The sequence below is a fragment of the Kitasatospora sp. NPDC086801 genome (assembly GCF_044745805.1).
GTDB lineage: Bacteria > Actinomycetota > Actinomycetes > Streptomycetales > Streptomycetaceae > Kitasatospora.
Genome location: NZ_JBIVAX010000001.1, coordinates 315,274 through 328,081, shown reverse-complemented (window position 1 = coordinate 328,081; position 12,808 = coordinate 315,274). Strand labels below are relative to the sequence as shown.

Here is a 12,808-nt window from a genome sequence, read left to right as displayed (position 1 = left end):
ATGATCGGGGTGAGGGTGGGCCGTACCGGACCGGTGCGGCCCTCCCGCATGACGTAGCGCATGCAGTCGGCCGCCGCCGGACAGAACGGGGCGGCCGGGCATGCCGGACAGACAGGAAGTACAGCCATGGCCGGCAACAGTGCACGCAGGAACCGCCGCAACCCCGGATCGAAGAAGGGCGCGTCTGTCGGTACCGGCGGCCACAGCCGGAAGGCGCTCCAGGGCAAGGGCCCGACCCCGCCCGGAGCGGAGCGCAAGGGGCACCCGAAGCAGCGCGCGGCCAACGCCGCGGTCAAGCGCGAGCGGGACGCCAAGGCCCGCGCCGGCATGCGCCGGGCCGGCGGCGCCGGTCGCGGCGGCCGGGGCGGTGCGGGCAGCGCCGAGCTGGTCTTCGGCCGCAACTCGGTCGTCGAGGCCCTGCAGGGCGGCGTCCCGGCCACCGCGCTGTACGTCCAGCAGTTCGTCGACACCGACGACCGCGTCCGCGACGCCTTCCAGGCCGCCAACGACCGCGGTATCCCGCTGATGGAGGCCCCGCGCCCGCAGCTGGACCAGATGACCGGCGGGCTCAACCACCAGGGCCTCGTGCTCCAGGTGCCGCCGTACGAGTACGCGCACCCCGACGACCTGCTGGTCGAGGCCACCGACTCCGGTCAGGACGCGCTGATCATCGCGCTGGACGGCGTCACCGACTCGCGCAACCTCGGCGCCGTGGTCCGCTCCGCCGCCGCCTTCGGCGCGCACGGCGTGGTCATCCCCGAGCGCCGCGCGGCCGGCATGACCGCCGGTGCCTGGAAGACCTCCTCCGGCGCCGCCGCCCGTCTGCCCGTCGCCCGGGCCACCAACCTCACCCGCACCCTGGAGGCCTACCAGAAGGCCGGCCTCATGGTGGTCGGCCTGGCCGCCGACGGCGAGGCCGAGCTGGGCGACCTGGAGCTGCTGACCGGCCCGGTGGTGATCGTCGCGGGCAGCGAGGGCAAGGGCCTGTCCCGGCTGGTCTCGGAGACCTGCGACATGCGGGTGCGGATCCCGATGTCCGGGCTGACCGAGTCGCTGAACGCCGGTGTCGCGGCGGGCATCGTGCTCTACGAGGCCGCGCGGCTGCGCGCCAAGCGCTGAGCACAACCGGTGTGCGGGGCGCAGGGGGTCTTCTGAATTCTCCGCAATCCGAGTGAAAAGCGATCGGGCCCGACCAGGCCCGATCGCTTTTCTCATGATCATTTCAAGTATGCGCCGGACATCCACTCGGGAGAGTGTCCTAAGCGGCGGTCACCCGGTTAGACGGGCGTGGACACCAGAACACCTCGGCGCCCCCTGTTCGGCGGCGGCAGCACCGGGATAGACGCGGGCCCCGGCCTTGACACGGTCAAGGTGCCGTCCGACCCCGCGCGCCTCAGCATCACCCAGGCGAGCTTCCGGCTCCGGCTCGGCACCCCGGTGGCGCCGCTGATCGAGGCCCCGGCCGGACTGCTGTCCACCGGCGCCGCGTTCGGCGACCCGTACGCCAACCAGGGCCTGATCCGCCGTCCGCTGGTCACCCCGCAGGTCGTCGTGCCCGCCTCCGCCGTCCCGGCGCTCGCGGGGGCCGCCGGGGGCGGTGCGCCGCGCCGCAAGGGCCGGGTCACCGCCGTCACCTGGACCGGGCAGGCGCCCCCGGGGGACCTCGCGGCCACCCAGTTGCTGGACGCCGTCCGGCTCACCGGCTCCGGCCTCGACGGCGTCGGCCCGGCCGCGACGGACACCCGGGTGATCCCCTCCTACTCGGGCGCCCGGACCGTCCCGCGCCAGCCCCGGGAGGGGGCCGGCACCGCCACCGACGCGGGCGTCGGCCCGGTCGGCGCGCCGCAGGGCTGGACCCCGAGCGGCGAGCTGCCCGAGGTCTCCGCGACGGCCACCGAGGGCAAGCAGCCCTGGTACCCCGGCCGCCGGGTCGACCTCGGTCTGGTCCTGCTGCCGCTGCGCGCCGTCCTCGGCTCGCTGTCCGTCTACGCCGGGTTCAGCAAGCTCTGCGACCCGGTCTACTTCGACGGCGGCGAACGCGGCTCGATGATGCGCTGGCTCGCCTCGCTGCACCCCTGGAAGGTCGCCGAACCGCTGCTGGCCTTCGCCATGGCGCACCCGGTCGGCGCCGGCCTGGTGGTGTCGTTCACCCAGGTCGTGGTCGGCGTGCTGACCGTCCTCGGCCTCTGGCAGCGGCTCGCGGCCGGGGCGGCGATGCTCCTCTCCGCCGCGCTGCTGTTCACCGTCAGCTGGCGGGCCGTACCGGTCTACGACACCCCCGACCTGATCTTCCTGGCGGCCTGGAGCCCGCTGCTGATCGCCGGAGCGCCGTTCGCCTCCCTGGACGGGCGGCTCAACCTGGAGGCCTGGCGGCGCTTCGGCGCGGACGCGCCCGCCGCGCTGCGCCGCCGGGTGCTGCGCCGTGGCACGGTGGTCACCGCGGTGGTCGTCGGGGTGACCCTGCTGCTCGGCTCGATGCTCGGCGCGGCGGTGCGCACCGGGGCCCGGGCGCACCAGGCGCCGGGCCGTCCGGCCACCGACTACGGCACGCCGGTCTGGCCCGGCGGCGCCCCGACCGGCACCCCGGGCGGCCAGGGCTCGTCCACCTCGCCCGCGCCCGCCGCCCCGCGCCCGGCCACCCCCACGCCGGGCCCGACCCCCCCGGCCTCCTCCGCCCCGGCCACCCGCCCGGGCAGCCCGACGCCGAGCGGCAAGGGGCACTCCGCCAAGGCGGAGACCGGAGCCGGTACGACCCCGGCCCCCGCCGCGCCGTCCGCCGCCGCGCCGCCGGCCGGATCCTCGCCCGCCCAGCGCAGCAGCCCGGCCCCCGTCGGCTCGGGGGCGGCGTCCAAGCCCAGCCCGAGTTCCGGGGCCTCCGGGCTGCTGGGCGGGGTGCTGGGCAGCGGCCCGCTCGCCGACCTGTCCGGCGGCGCCCGCTCCTCCCGCCCGGGGACGCCCACGTCCACCTGACGGCTCGCGGACGTGATCGGCCGGGTGCTCCTGGACGGAGCACCCGGCCGATCGTCGTGCGCCGGGGATACCGGGGGAGGCGCGGGGATACCGGGGCAGGCGCGGGGATACCGGGGCAGGCGCGGGGGTGCAGAGGGGTGCGGGGGGTGCGGGGTTACTGCGGCGCGCGGCCGGCCCCGGAGGCGAGCTCCTTGGCCGCCTCGGTGAGGTCCTTCGCGGTGTCGATGGCGCGCCAGTACACACCCTGCGGCAGCTGGTAGCCCGCCAGCCGCTTGCTGCGCGCCAGCTGCGGGAACGTGGTGCGCTCGTGGTCGCCCACGTCCGGCAGCAGCTCGGCGAACTCCGGGCTGAACACGTACAGCCCGGCGTTGATCAGGAACGGCGAGGGCGGCGCCTCGATGAAGTCCAGCACGTTGCCGAACTGGTCGGTCTCCACCGCCCCCCACGGGATCCGCGGCCGGGCCAGTGCGAGCGTCGCGACGGCGTCCCGCTCGTGGTGGAAGGCGGCCATGTCGCGCAGGCTGAAGCGGGTCCAGATGTCGCCGTTGGTGGCGTACCAGGGCTCGTCCGGGCGGGGCAGCGCCTTGGCCGCGTACTTGAGGCCGCCGCCGCGCCCGAGCGGCTCCTCCTCGACCACCGTGCGGACCCGCAGCGGCAGATCCGCCTTGTCGAGCCACTCCTCCAGCACGGTGGCGAGGTGCCCGCAGGAGACCACCACGTCGGTGACGCCCTCGGAGGCCAGCCAGGCCAGCTGGTGGCCGAGGATCGGCGTGCCCGTCCCGGGGATCTCGACCAACGGCTTCGGGCGGTCGTCCGTGTACGGCCGCAGCCGTGAGCCCTGGCCGCCGGCCAGGATCACGGCCTGGGTGACGGGCGTCGTGGTCGGCCGGGACGGGTGGGTCGGCGGGGACGCGGGGTCGGTGGTGGGGCCGGAGTCAGCGGTCATGCCTGAACAATAGGGCGCCCACCGGGCCCGGGAGCCTGAGGCGGCCGGAGCCGTCGGCCGCTGGGCCGCTGGGCCGTTGGGCCGTTGGGCGGCTGGGCCGTTGGGCGGCTGGGCGGCTGGGCCGTTGGGCGGCTGGGCGGCTGGGCCGCTGGGCGGCGTCGGCCCCAGGCCGCCGACGGGGTCAGCCGGCGGTGCCCGCCACGAACGACCCGTCGCAGACCGGGCGGGCGAACGACCGGGCCCGCTGCACGTCGCCCTGGTACTTGCGCACCGCCGCCTTGCCCAGCTCGCCGGCGAGCGAGGTGCAGTACGGCGTCAGCGACGGCTGCTCGCGCATCGAGCGCTCCAGCAGGTCCAGCGCGGCGGACGGGTTCTTCGCCCGCAGCTCGTCCAGCAGCGCCACCCGCAGCGACTCCTGCGGGGCGAGCCCGTCCGCGGACTTGCCCGCGGTCGCGGTGGCGGAACGCCCGATCCCGACGCCGTCACCACTGGACGCGGCCACGACCTGCTGGTCGAGGCCGGTCGGCGGGGCCCATGGCACCCGGGTCACGGCGAGGGTGCCGGTGGTCACCAGGACGACCGGCAGGGTCAGGGCGACGGTCTGGCCGATACGGCGCACAAGCTGCTTCACCCTCAGGAGAGTAGCGGTGGGTACGGGCCGGATTGCCCTCCGTGACACCATCGAGTGACGCCGTGTCCGGGTTCGTCCCCACGCCGTGTTGACGCGGGGGTGTACGGACGGAGCCCGCCGGACCAGGAGTGGTCCGACGGGCTCCGCGTGGTGGCTCGCCCTGCCGGCCGACCGGCCTGCTGGCCGACCGGCAGGGCGTGCCGTGCTCAGTTGCTCAGGCGGGCGCCCGAGCTGGCCGAGAACACGTGGGTCTCGTTGGCGATCGGCACGACGTGGATCGTCTCGCCGCGGGCCGGGATCTGCCGGCCGTGCACGCGGACGACCAGCTCCTTGTCCTCGCCGCCGATCTTGGTGGTGCCGTACACGAAGCCGTCCGAGCCGAGCTCCTCGACGACGTTCACCGTCACCGCGACACCCTCGATGCCGCCCGCCGGGACGATCTCGAAGTGCTCCGGGCGGATGCCGACGGTCACCGACTTGTCGGTGCCGGCGCCGGCCAGGTCGTCGCGCGAGACGTTGACCACCGAGCCGCCGAACTTCACGCCGCCGTCCACCAGCGGCACCTCGACCAGGTTCATCGCCGGCGAGCCGATGAAGCCGGCCACGAACAGGTTGGAGGGCTTGTCGTACATGTTGCGCGGGGTGTCGACCTGCTGCAGCACGCCGCCCTTGAGCACCGCGACCCGGTCGCCCATGGTGAGCGCCTCGGTCTGGTCGTGGGTGACGTACACCGTCGTGATGCCCAGGCGGCGCTGGAGGCCGGCGATCTGGGTACGGGTCGAGACGCGCAGCTTCGCGTCCAGGTTCGACAGCGGCTCGTCCATCAGGAAGACCTGCGGCTGACGCACGATCGCGCGGCCCATCGCGACGCGCTGCCGCTGACCACCCGACAGCGCCTTCGGCTTGCGGTCCAGGTACTCCGTCAGGTCGAGGATCTTCGCGGCCTCCTCGACCTTGGTGCGGATCTCCGCCTTGTTCACGCCGGCGATCTTGAGCGCGAAGCCCATGTTCTCGGCGACGGTCATGTGCGGGTACAGCGCGTAGTTCTGGAACACCATGGCGATGTCCCGGTCCTTCGGCGGCAGGTGCGTGACGTCCCGGTCACCGATCCGGATGGAACCGCTGTTGACGTCCTCCAGACCGGCCAGCATGCGCAGGCTGGTCGACTTGCCGCAGCCCGACGGGCCGACCAGCACGAGGAACTCGCCGTCCGCGATCTCCAGGTCCAGCGCGTCCACCGAGGGCTTGTCCGCCCCGGGGTAGACGCGGGTCGCCTGGTCGTACGTGACAGAAGCCATGGTCGTTCTCTCCTTCACCGGCAGGAACGTGCCGGACGATCCGAGTAAAGGGGCGTTCGTTCGTCTCCATCGGTCCGCCCAGTGGTCTGAACCACCTCGCGAACCGACTCCCGGCGACGCTACCTGCGCCTCCGCCGCTTGTCAGCCCCCAGCCCGCCCGATTTCGGCATCGGTTCCATCACGCCCACCCCGCCCCCGCCAACCCCCGGATATGCCCCCACCCCGCCACCCGGGCCCGGTAGACTGCCCCCGGTGCCGCCGTGATCCCTCGCGGACGGTCACCGTGCCTCCTTAGCTCAGCTGGCCAGAGCACCGCTCTTGTAAAGCGGGGGTCGTCGGTTCGAACCCGACAGGGGGCTCGCGTAGGAAGCGATGCGACCGGCGCCCGAAGGGCCGGCTCACCGGAGTGATCCGGAGGAGCTGGCCCTTCGTCGTTGGTGGGGTGCTACCCGGGCCGGGCGGGGCGTGACGGTTGATCAGTCGGCGGCGGGCGTGGATTCGGCGGATGCGGCGGGTTCGCCGGATTCAGGGGATTCGCCGGTTTCGTTCGAGTCGTCGGACTCTTCCGATTCGTTCGGCGAACCGGAAACGGCGGGCTCCCCGTTTTTCCGCCAGGTCGCCGTCACCTTCAGGCTGGCCTTTCCGTCGACTCCCGTCACCGCGCTCACGAGGACTCCCGTTTTGACGGAGAGCTCGATTCCGAATTCGAGCGTGAATTCGTCGGGGGCGGCCGCCCGCAGGCCGGACCGCACGTTGCCGACCACGGTCTGGAGCGTGCCCGCAAGGTCGTCCAGCTGGTAGCTGGGGCGGCGCAGCGCGACGTCCCTGGGGCCGCGCTGCTCCTCGATGCGGGCCCAGAATGTCCCCTCGGGCGTCACTACTTGGACAAGCTCCGACATTTCTCCTCCAAGGGTGCAATCACCGGGGTTGAATTTCCGGCAACCGGTGCCCGACCCGGGGCCGTGGACCTATTCTTCTTCTTCACGAGGGGAACTGTATCGGGCGCCGGAGGGTGACAGGCCATGGATATGGGACGGCGGGCGGCGGGTACCGAACGCATCTACCTCTCCGATGTCGAGCCGCACGCGGCGGCGCCGATCGACCGGGCCTCGGATCTGCGGTCGAGGGTCCTGTTGCACGTCCTCTTCGCCGACACCCTGCTGATCGGTGACTCGCAGGGCCTCAACAACAGGTACTTCCGGGCGCTCGTCTCCGCCGAGGAGGCGAGGAAGGTCCGCTGGTCCCCGGGGACGGCGGCGCTCTCGGACTTCGCCGCGCTCCTGGAGGCCGGTCGGCTGCGGGTCGCGCTGCGGGCGGGCGGGACCCTGCACCGGATCAGCGACGGTCACCGGGCCGAGGGTGTCGAGAACGCACCCGACATCCCCTACGTGGAGCGGCTGACCGAGGTGTCGTCCGCGCACACGGTGCCGTACGACGGGTCGGCCGTCGCCGCCGCGTTCAAGTCCGGTGTCCTGACGCGGATCGAGGCCGCGGAGCGGGACTTCACCGGCAGCGCACGGGAGGCCCTCGAAGCCGCGCGCGCCTGGGTCGCCGAGCAGGACCCGCTGCTCTACAAGCTGCTCCGGGACTGGCTGGCCGCCTACCGGAGCGCGCGCCCCGGCGGCAGCGCCGAACTCGTCCTCGTGCTCCAGTCGGTGGACGACTGGGCCGGCGAGTCCTACCGGCGGGCGCTGCCGCAGGCCCTGGGCGTCGGCATGGCCGGCCCGCGCGACGGCGAGGGCACCATTCCGGTCTTCCGGAGCCGGCGACTCGTCGAGTACGCGGGGTTCCCGGCGGTGATGCTCGACAACCTGCTGCTGTCCCAACTCCCGGTGGAGGTGGTGTTCGAGGCGATCGAGCAGCCCTCCCGCGTGGCCCTGGTGGCGGAGTTGGGCCGGCTCCGCCGGGGGATCCGGCCGGACCCGGAGGTGCTGCGTTCGGCGGTCGACGAGTTCAGCTCGTGGATGCTGCGGGCGTTCGAGCGCACCTTCCGCCGTGTCGGGGGCCTGGCGTGGGAGCACCTGCAGGGTGAGGTCCGGCTGATGCGCTTCGGGCTGGACGAGGACCCGGTCGCCGGTCGGCTGGGGGCCGGCCTGGAGGTGGTCTCCCCGGAGACCGGCGGCGTTCGCAACCTGTCGCTCCACGTGGTGAACGGCCCGGGCGAGGCCGACCCCGACCCGCGGCACCGGGCGCAGCCGCGGCCGTTGCGCGAGCTCGACCCCTTCGAGCGGGTGGTCACCCTCTGACGGTGCCCGCCTGGGGGTCGTGGTGGGCCTGCAGGAGGGCGAAGGCGGCCAGGGTGACCCCGCAGGTGATCCGGCCCTGCCGCAGCCAGCGCGTCATCAGGTCGGGGGAGACCCAGACCGGCTCGGTCACCGACTCCATGGCCTCCGGCCGGGCGGTGACGGTGCCTCCGGGGAGCACGGTGGCGCGGCAGACGTGGATCCCGTTCTCGATCAGGCCGGTGTCCGCGTGGATCAGGCCGAGGGTCTCCACGGCGGAGGCGGTGAGGCCGGTCTCCTCCCTGAGCTCGCGCGCGGCGGCCTCCTCCGGGCGTTCGCCGGGCTCGCAGCCGCCGCGCGGGAACTCCAGCGAGGCGGCGCCCACCGGGTAGCGGTAGGAGGGCACCAGCGCGATGCCGTCGGGGCCGGTCGCCACCACGACGACGCCGGTCTGCGACCACTGCCACCGGAGGTAGGTGCCGGCCGTGCCGCCCGGGGCGACCACCTCGTCGTTGTAGAGCCGCCCGAAGCGGTTCCCGAAGACCTCGACGGCCTGGCGGCGTCGGATCGGGGCGGGCGAGGCGAGGTCCTGAGAGTCCGTGGGCATCATGCTCCTACCTGCCGTCGTCGGGCCGCAGGTCGGCGGCGGCCTCAACCGCCATGATTGCCCATGGCCGCCAGCTGCTCCACCCAGTGCTCGCGCTCCTCGGCGAACTCGGTCACCTCCGCGGAGAGTTGGACCAGCATCCGCAGTGAGGACCGTTGCGCGGCGAGCCGTTGCCGGTCGCCGGGCGGAAGGGCGGCCCGCAGCTGTGCGGCCTCCCGCAGCGCGCGGTACGCATCGTCGTCCCGTCCGGCCCGGATGAGGCCGATCGCCTGCCGGTGCAACCCCTCCGGGAGCCTGGCCAGGTAGCGGCCGGGCTGCTGGTCGGCCAGCTCGCGCAGCAGCGCGAGCGCCCGGGAGCCCGCCTCCACCGCCTCGTGGTGGCGGCCGGCCAGTTGCCCGCACCGGGTGAGGAGTTGGAGGCAGGTCAGCAGGGTGTCGTCCTGCCGGGCTCCCGGTTCGGCCTCCTCGCACAGCTCGACGCCGTGCGCGGCCGCGTCGAGGGCCGCGCTCACCTGGCCGTCCTCCAGCCGCACCAGGGCCAGGGTGCTCAGCGCCGTCGCGGTGTCCAGGAGGTACGTCTGGCGCAGGGTGTCGTCCGCGTCCGCCCCGGCGAGCAGTTCCTCGTAGCGGGCGACGGCCGACCTGGCGTGTTCGAGCGCCGGTTCGGTGCGGCGGGCGCGGTGCAGCAGGAGGCTCACGTTGTGGAGCGCCCTCGCGTACTCGGGGAGGTGGCGTCCGGTCTGCCGGACGAGGTCCCGGCTGAGGCCGACGGCCTGCTGGGCGGCGGTCAGCGCCGAGTCGCCGCTCCGGATGCCGTCCGGGGCCGGTCCGAGTCCGTCCGGGGTGGGTCCGTCCGGGGCCGGCCCGAATCCGTCCGGAGTGAGTCCGTCCGGGGCGGTCTCGTCGAGCCGGAGGCTGTAGCTGATGAGGCGGCGCAGCCTGCGCAGCTGGTCCTCCTCGCCGAACTCGGGGTCCGGCTGGTCCAGCAGGCGCTTCAGGACCAGCGCCGCCACCGGCGACATGCTGGAGGGGTAGCCGGGCAGCCGGCTCTCGACGGCGGCGAGGACGGCCGGCTCGCACGCCTGCACGGCGGGCAGCATGAGGGCCGCCAGCGGTTCGGCGTGCGGCAGCACGGCGCCGTTGACGGTCAGGGCCGGCAGGAGCGCGTCGGGCCGCTCGGCGATGCTCCGCGCCAGTGCGGCGTCCAGGGCCGGGTGCGCGGGGTGGTCCACGACCCGCCCCACCCCGGTGCAGCCGCGGGCGCGGGCGAGGATCTCCACGGTCTCGGTGGCCGCCGCGATCCGCTCCTGCGGCGAGGCGGGGTGCGGCGGGTCCAGCAGGGCGACGAGGTACTCCTCGGAGCGTCCCGAGCTCTCCGGCGTGCTGAGCACCCGGCGGACCAGGATCTCGCCGATCCGGCTCGGCCCGACGGGGGCGACCAGGTCCCCCTCGGCCGGGTAGAGCATGCGCAGGAGGGCGTTGACGACGTTCATGTTGAGGGGCGGCTGCTGGGGGAACGCCTCGGCCCGGACCCGTTCCAGCAGGGCGATCAGCCGGTCCGAGCGCCGCCCGGGGGCGAGGACCGGGACCAGGAGGAGCCCTTCCGCCAGGAGCCGGCCGGCCTCGCCGGCCAGGGCCGGCTCCGCGGGCAGCCACGCCGTGAGCTGCGCGTACCAGACCCGGACCTCGTGGTCGCAGAGCCGCTCCAGCGGATCGCCGCGCCCGGACCAGTTGCTTCCCCGGGCGAGGGTGAGGACGGCGTCCAGGGCGAGTGCCAGCACGCCGAGCAGCGAGTCCTCCCGTCCGGCGCGCGACTGGAGGCTCCTCGGTACGGGCAGGCCGTGGTGGCCGAGTCGCTGGGCGAAGACCTCGAACGCCGAGACGACCAGCGCGGCGGGCGAGGCGGCCCCGGCGGAGGCGGCGGAGGGGATCGTCCTGGGGAGCTCCACGACGCTGGCGTCGGCCAGCGCCCAGTCGTCGACACCGCTCTGCAGCGCCCGCCAGAACGGCTCGGCCGTGCGGGCGAGCAGCAGCAGGCGCAGCCGGGGCTGCTCGGGTCCGAACCGCGAGACGTGGTCCACCAGGGTGCGGATGTCGTCCAGCCGGGCCTGGGCGTAGTCGAAGACGACGAGGACCGCCAGGCCGTCGTCGAGGGCGGCGGTCAGCTCGTCCAGCCATCCCGGCCCCGCGAGGCTGCTGCGCTGCACGAATCCCGCGAGCCAGCCGTCCTCGTTCATCAGCCGGCACAGCTCGGCGGCGAGCCTGGTCTTGCCGGAGCCGCCGGGCGCGTGGAGCAGGCGCAGCAGCAGCGGGGTCTCGTCGGCGCACCAGGCCCGCAGTTCGGCGAGTTCCGGGCGGTCCACGAAGGGCATCGCGCCCTGTGTCAGCAGCTGGGCGGGGGTCGGCCGGGGCGTCTGGCGGGGGCGGTGGTGCCCGTACGCCCCGAAGAGCCGGGCCTGACGCCCGGCCCGGTCCATCGCCAGGTCGTACCAGGCCGTGCCGGGGCGGTGGCCCAGCCCGTTGCGCCGGGCCAGTTCGGGGAAGCGGGCCCGGACGGCGTCGACGGGGACCATCCAGCCGCCGAGGACGGCCGTCTCGTCGCGGGAGGTCTTGAGCACCCCGCACACCCGTCCGGTGGCGGGGTCGAGCACGAGGCTGCCGCTGAACCCCTGGACGACCTGGTCGCTCTTGAGCCGGACGAAGTGGCCCGATTCGCCGGACCGGCCGACGACGGAGAGGTACAGGGTGTCCCGGTTCGTGCCGATGTCCAGGGTCGCGTCGCTGAATCCGTGGACGATCACGTCCGAGCCGCCCGGCGGCACCTGGTCGGCCAGCCAGACGCCCGCGGTGTCCAGTGGCTCGGGGAGCCGGAGCACCGCGAGGTCCGGGTACGCGTAGATGCCGCCGGCCGGGTCCTGCCGGGGCTCCCGGGCCACCACCTCGGCCCGGAGCGTGCGTCCGTGCACCGTCACCGCCGGGTTCGGGTCGGACTGGACGACGTGGGCGCAGGTCAGCACGGTGTCGGGGGAGACCAGGAAGCCGGTGCCGGAGCTTTCCGATGTCTCGATCAGCACCGCCTGTTCCATGGCGAGTCGGCTGACGGCCTCCCGGCGCCGCCGGGTCTCGTGGTCGGGGATCACGCGGGGTCCCTTCGATCGGGGGTGCCAGGGTGTCGCGCCCCGTCGCCGGAATCCGGTAACGGGAGTGCGGCTGAACGTAGTTGACGCAGGGTCCAGCCGTGGGCGCCGGGGGTCAAGGGGGTGGTGTGGGCGGTGAGGAGTTCGGCGGCGCGGCGGTAGGAGAGGCGGGCGCGGCCGGTGTGGGGGCAGCGGTCGCGGGCGGGGGTGCCGGCGGGGGCTCGGCGGTCGGTGAGGAAGAGCGGGCCGGTGGTGCGGCCGGCGACGAGGAGGGGGAGCAGCCGGGCGGTGCCGCCCTGCCAGTGGACGGGGGTGCGTCCGGGCCGGTGGCGGGCGCGGCGCCGGGGCAGGTCGAGGTCGTCGGTGTCGAGGGCGAGGACGGTGTCGATGGTGGCGCCGGACTCGTGGAGCAGGTGCCAGAGCGCCTGTTCGCGGAGCGGTGCGCGGAGGGCGAAGAGGGCGCGCAGGTCGTCGGGGGTCAGCGGGGCGGCGGTCGGTGCGGGCCGTGGGCCGGGGTGCAGGTCGGTGGTCGGATCGCCGTCGAGCCAGTGCCGGGCCCGCCACCAGGCCACGGCGGCGCGCAGGGTGGAGAGTTCGCGGTTGAGCGTGCGCGGGTCGGTGTCGGCGCGGCGGCGGTCGGCGGCGGTGCGCAGGCGGCGGGCGGCGTCCGGGTGGTCGAGCAGGGCGAGCGGGAGGACGGGAGGCCGGGCGCGCCGCCGTTCGGGGCCGGTGGGGGCGGGGCGGTCGGCGAGGGCCCAGGCCCAGGTGTTGAGGGCGATCCGGTAGATCCGCCGGGAGCCTTCGGCGAGTCCGGAGGCGGCCAGGTAGCGCTCGACGGCGACGGCGTACTCGACCGGGGGGAGCTCTGCCACGTCAGGGCCTCTTCCGCAGTAAATCAGCTCGGATCGGACTCCTTGAGGGTACCCGTGAAGTGCAGTAAATCGCAGGTGAAGAGCTGTTTTCGAGGCCGTTTACTGCGGCAGCGGCCGAGGTGCGA

General features: G+C 74.3%; 10 protein-coding genes and 1 tRNA gene. 4 read left to right on the top strand and 7 right to left on the bottom strand.

Annotation, left to right across the window (positions count from 1 at the left end; all coding sequences use genetic code 11):
- The first annotated feature begins 126 nt into the window (after positions 1 to 126).
- Complete coding sequence (rlmB, locus tag ACIPLC_RS01540; protein ID WP_400469694.1) at positions 127 to 1,119, top strand: 23S rRNA (guanosine(2251)-2'-O)-methyltransferase RlmB; 993 nt, start codon at positions 127 to 129, stop codon at positions 1,117 to 1,119.
- Between the two features lie 252 nt (positions 1,120 to 1,371).
- Positions 1,372 to 2,970, top strand: a complete 1,599-nt coding sequence (locus ACIPLC_RS01535; RefSeq protein WP_400469692.1) for a DoxX family membrane protein — start codon at positions 1,372 to 1,374, stop codon at positions 2,968 to 2,970.
- A 154-nt stretch (positions 2,971 to 3,124) separates the two neighbouring features.
- Here ACIPLC_RS01535 and ACIPLC_RS01530 read toward each other — a convergent pair whose 3' ends face one another.
- The 3 genes from ACIPLC_RS01530 to ACIPLC_RS01520 form a co-directional block, all read right to left on the bottom strand.
- Positions 3,125 to 3,916 carry an NDP-sugar synthase gene (locus ACIPLC_RS01530; protein WP_400469689.1) on the bottom strand — a complete coding sequence of 264 codons (792 nt, stop codon included), beginning with the start codon at positions 3,914 to 3,916 and terminating at the stop codon, positions 3,125 to 3,127.
- A gap of 181 nt (positions 3,917 to 4,097) precedes the next feature.
- Positions 4,098 to 4,547, bottom strand: coding sequence for a hypothetical protein (locus ACIPLC_RS01525; RefSeq protein ID WP_400469686.1), 450 nt, complete (start codon positions 4,545 to 4,547; stop codon positions 4,098 to 4,100).
- Between the two features lie 206 nt (positions 4,548 to 4,753).
- Complete coding sequence (locus ACIPLC_RS01520) at positions 4,754 to 5,845, bottom strand: ABC transporter ATP-binding protein (RefSeq protein ID WP_400469683.1); 1,092 nt, start codon at positions 5,843 to 5,845, stop codon at positions 4,754 to 4,756.
- A 285-nt stretch (positions 5,846 to 6,130) separates the two neighbouring features.
- Between ACIPLC_RS01520 and ACIPLC_RS01515 the strand changes: the two genes are divergently transcribed.
- A tRNA-Thr gene (locus tag ACIPLC_RS01515) sits at positions 6,131 to 6,204 on the top strand.
- Positions 6,205 to 6,321: 117 nt separating this feature from the next.
- On the opposite strand, the gene ACIPLC_RS01510 is transcribed toward ACIPLC_RS01515, so the two are convergent.
- Positions 6,322 to 6,744 (bottom strand): CU044_2847 family protein, encoded by a 423-nt coding sequence (locus ACIPLC_RS01510; protein ID WP_400469680.1) that lies wholly within the window; start codon positions 6,742 to 6,744, stop codon positions 6,322 to 6,324.
- A 123-nt stretch (positions 6,745 to 6,867) separates the two neighbouring features.
- Here ACIPLC_RS01510 and ACIPLC_RS01505 point away from each other — a divergent pair, with 123 nt between their 5' ends.
- Complete coding sequence (locus ACIPLC_RS01505; RefSeq protein WP_400469677.1) at positions 6,868 to 8,091, top strand: hypothetical protein; 1,224 nt, start codon at positions 6,868 to 6,870, stop codon at positions 8,089 to 8,091.
- Here ACIPLC_RS01505 and ACIPLC_RS01500 read toward each other — a convergent pair.
- The 3 genes from ACIPLC_RS01500 to ACIPLC_RS01490 are packed head-to-tail and all read right to left on the bottom strand — an operon-like array spanning position 8,081 to position 12,683.
- Entirely contained in the window at positions 8,081 to 8,674 is a 594-nt protein-coding gene (locus ACIPLC_RS01500; protein ID WP_400469674.1) for an NUDIX hydrolase, read from the bottom strand. The genes ACIPLC_RS01505 and ACIPLC_RS01500 overlap by 11 nt on opposite strands.
- Before the next feature lie 44 nt (positions 8,675 to 8,718).
- Complete coding sequence (locus ACIPLC_RS01495; RefSeq protein ID WP_400469671.1) at positions 8,719 to 11,814, bottom strand: trypsin-like peptidase domain-containing protein; 3,096 nt, start codon at positions 11,812 to 11,814, stop codon at positions 8,719 to 8,721.
- Positions 11,811 to 12,683 carry a hypothetical protein gene (locus ACIPLC_RS01490; RefSeq protein ID WP_400469669.1) on the bottom strand — a complete coding sequence of 291 codons (873 nt, stop codon included), beginning with the start codon at positions 12,681 to 12,683 and terminating at the stop codon, positions 11,811 to 11,813. Before ACIPLC_RS01490 ends, ACIPLC_RS01495 begins: the two co-directional genes overlap by 4 nt.
- Positions 12,684 to 12,808 lie beyond the last annotated feature (125 nt).

Bases quoted from the DNA above. Each gene is read 5' to 3' on its own strand.
- rlmB (WP_400469694.1), top strand. From the start codon at position 127: ATGGCCGGCAACAGTGCACGCAGGAACCGCCGCAACCCCGGATCGAAG.
- ACIPLC_RS01530 (WP_400469689.1), bottom strand. From the start codon at position 3,916: ATGACCGCTGACTCCGGCCCCACCACCGACCCCGCGTCCCCGCCGACC.
- ACIPLC_RS01520 (WP_400469683.1), bottom strand. From the start codon at position 5,845: ATGGCTTCTGTCACGTACGACCAGGCGACCCGCGTCTACCCCGGGGCG.
- ACIPLC_RS01510 (WP_400469680.1), bottom strand. From the start codon at position 6,744: ATGTCGGAGCTTGTCCAAGTAGTGACGCCCGAGGGGACATTCTGGGCC.
- ACIPLC_RS01505 (WP_400469677.1), top strand. From the start codon at position 6,868: ATGGATATGGGACGGCGGGCGGCGGGTACCGAACGCATCTACCTCTCC.
- ACIPLC_RS01500 (WP_400469674.1), bottom strand. From the start codon at position 8,674: ATGCCCACGGACTCTCAGGACCTCGCCTCGCCCGCCCCGATCCGACGC.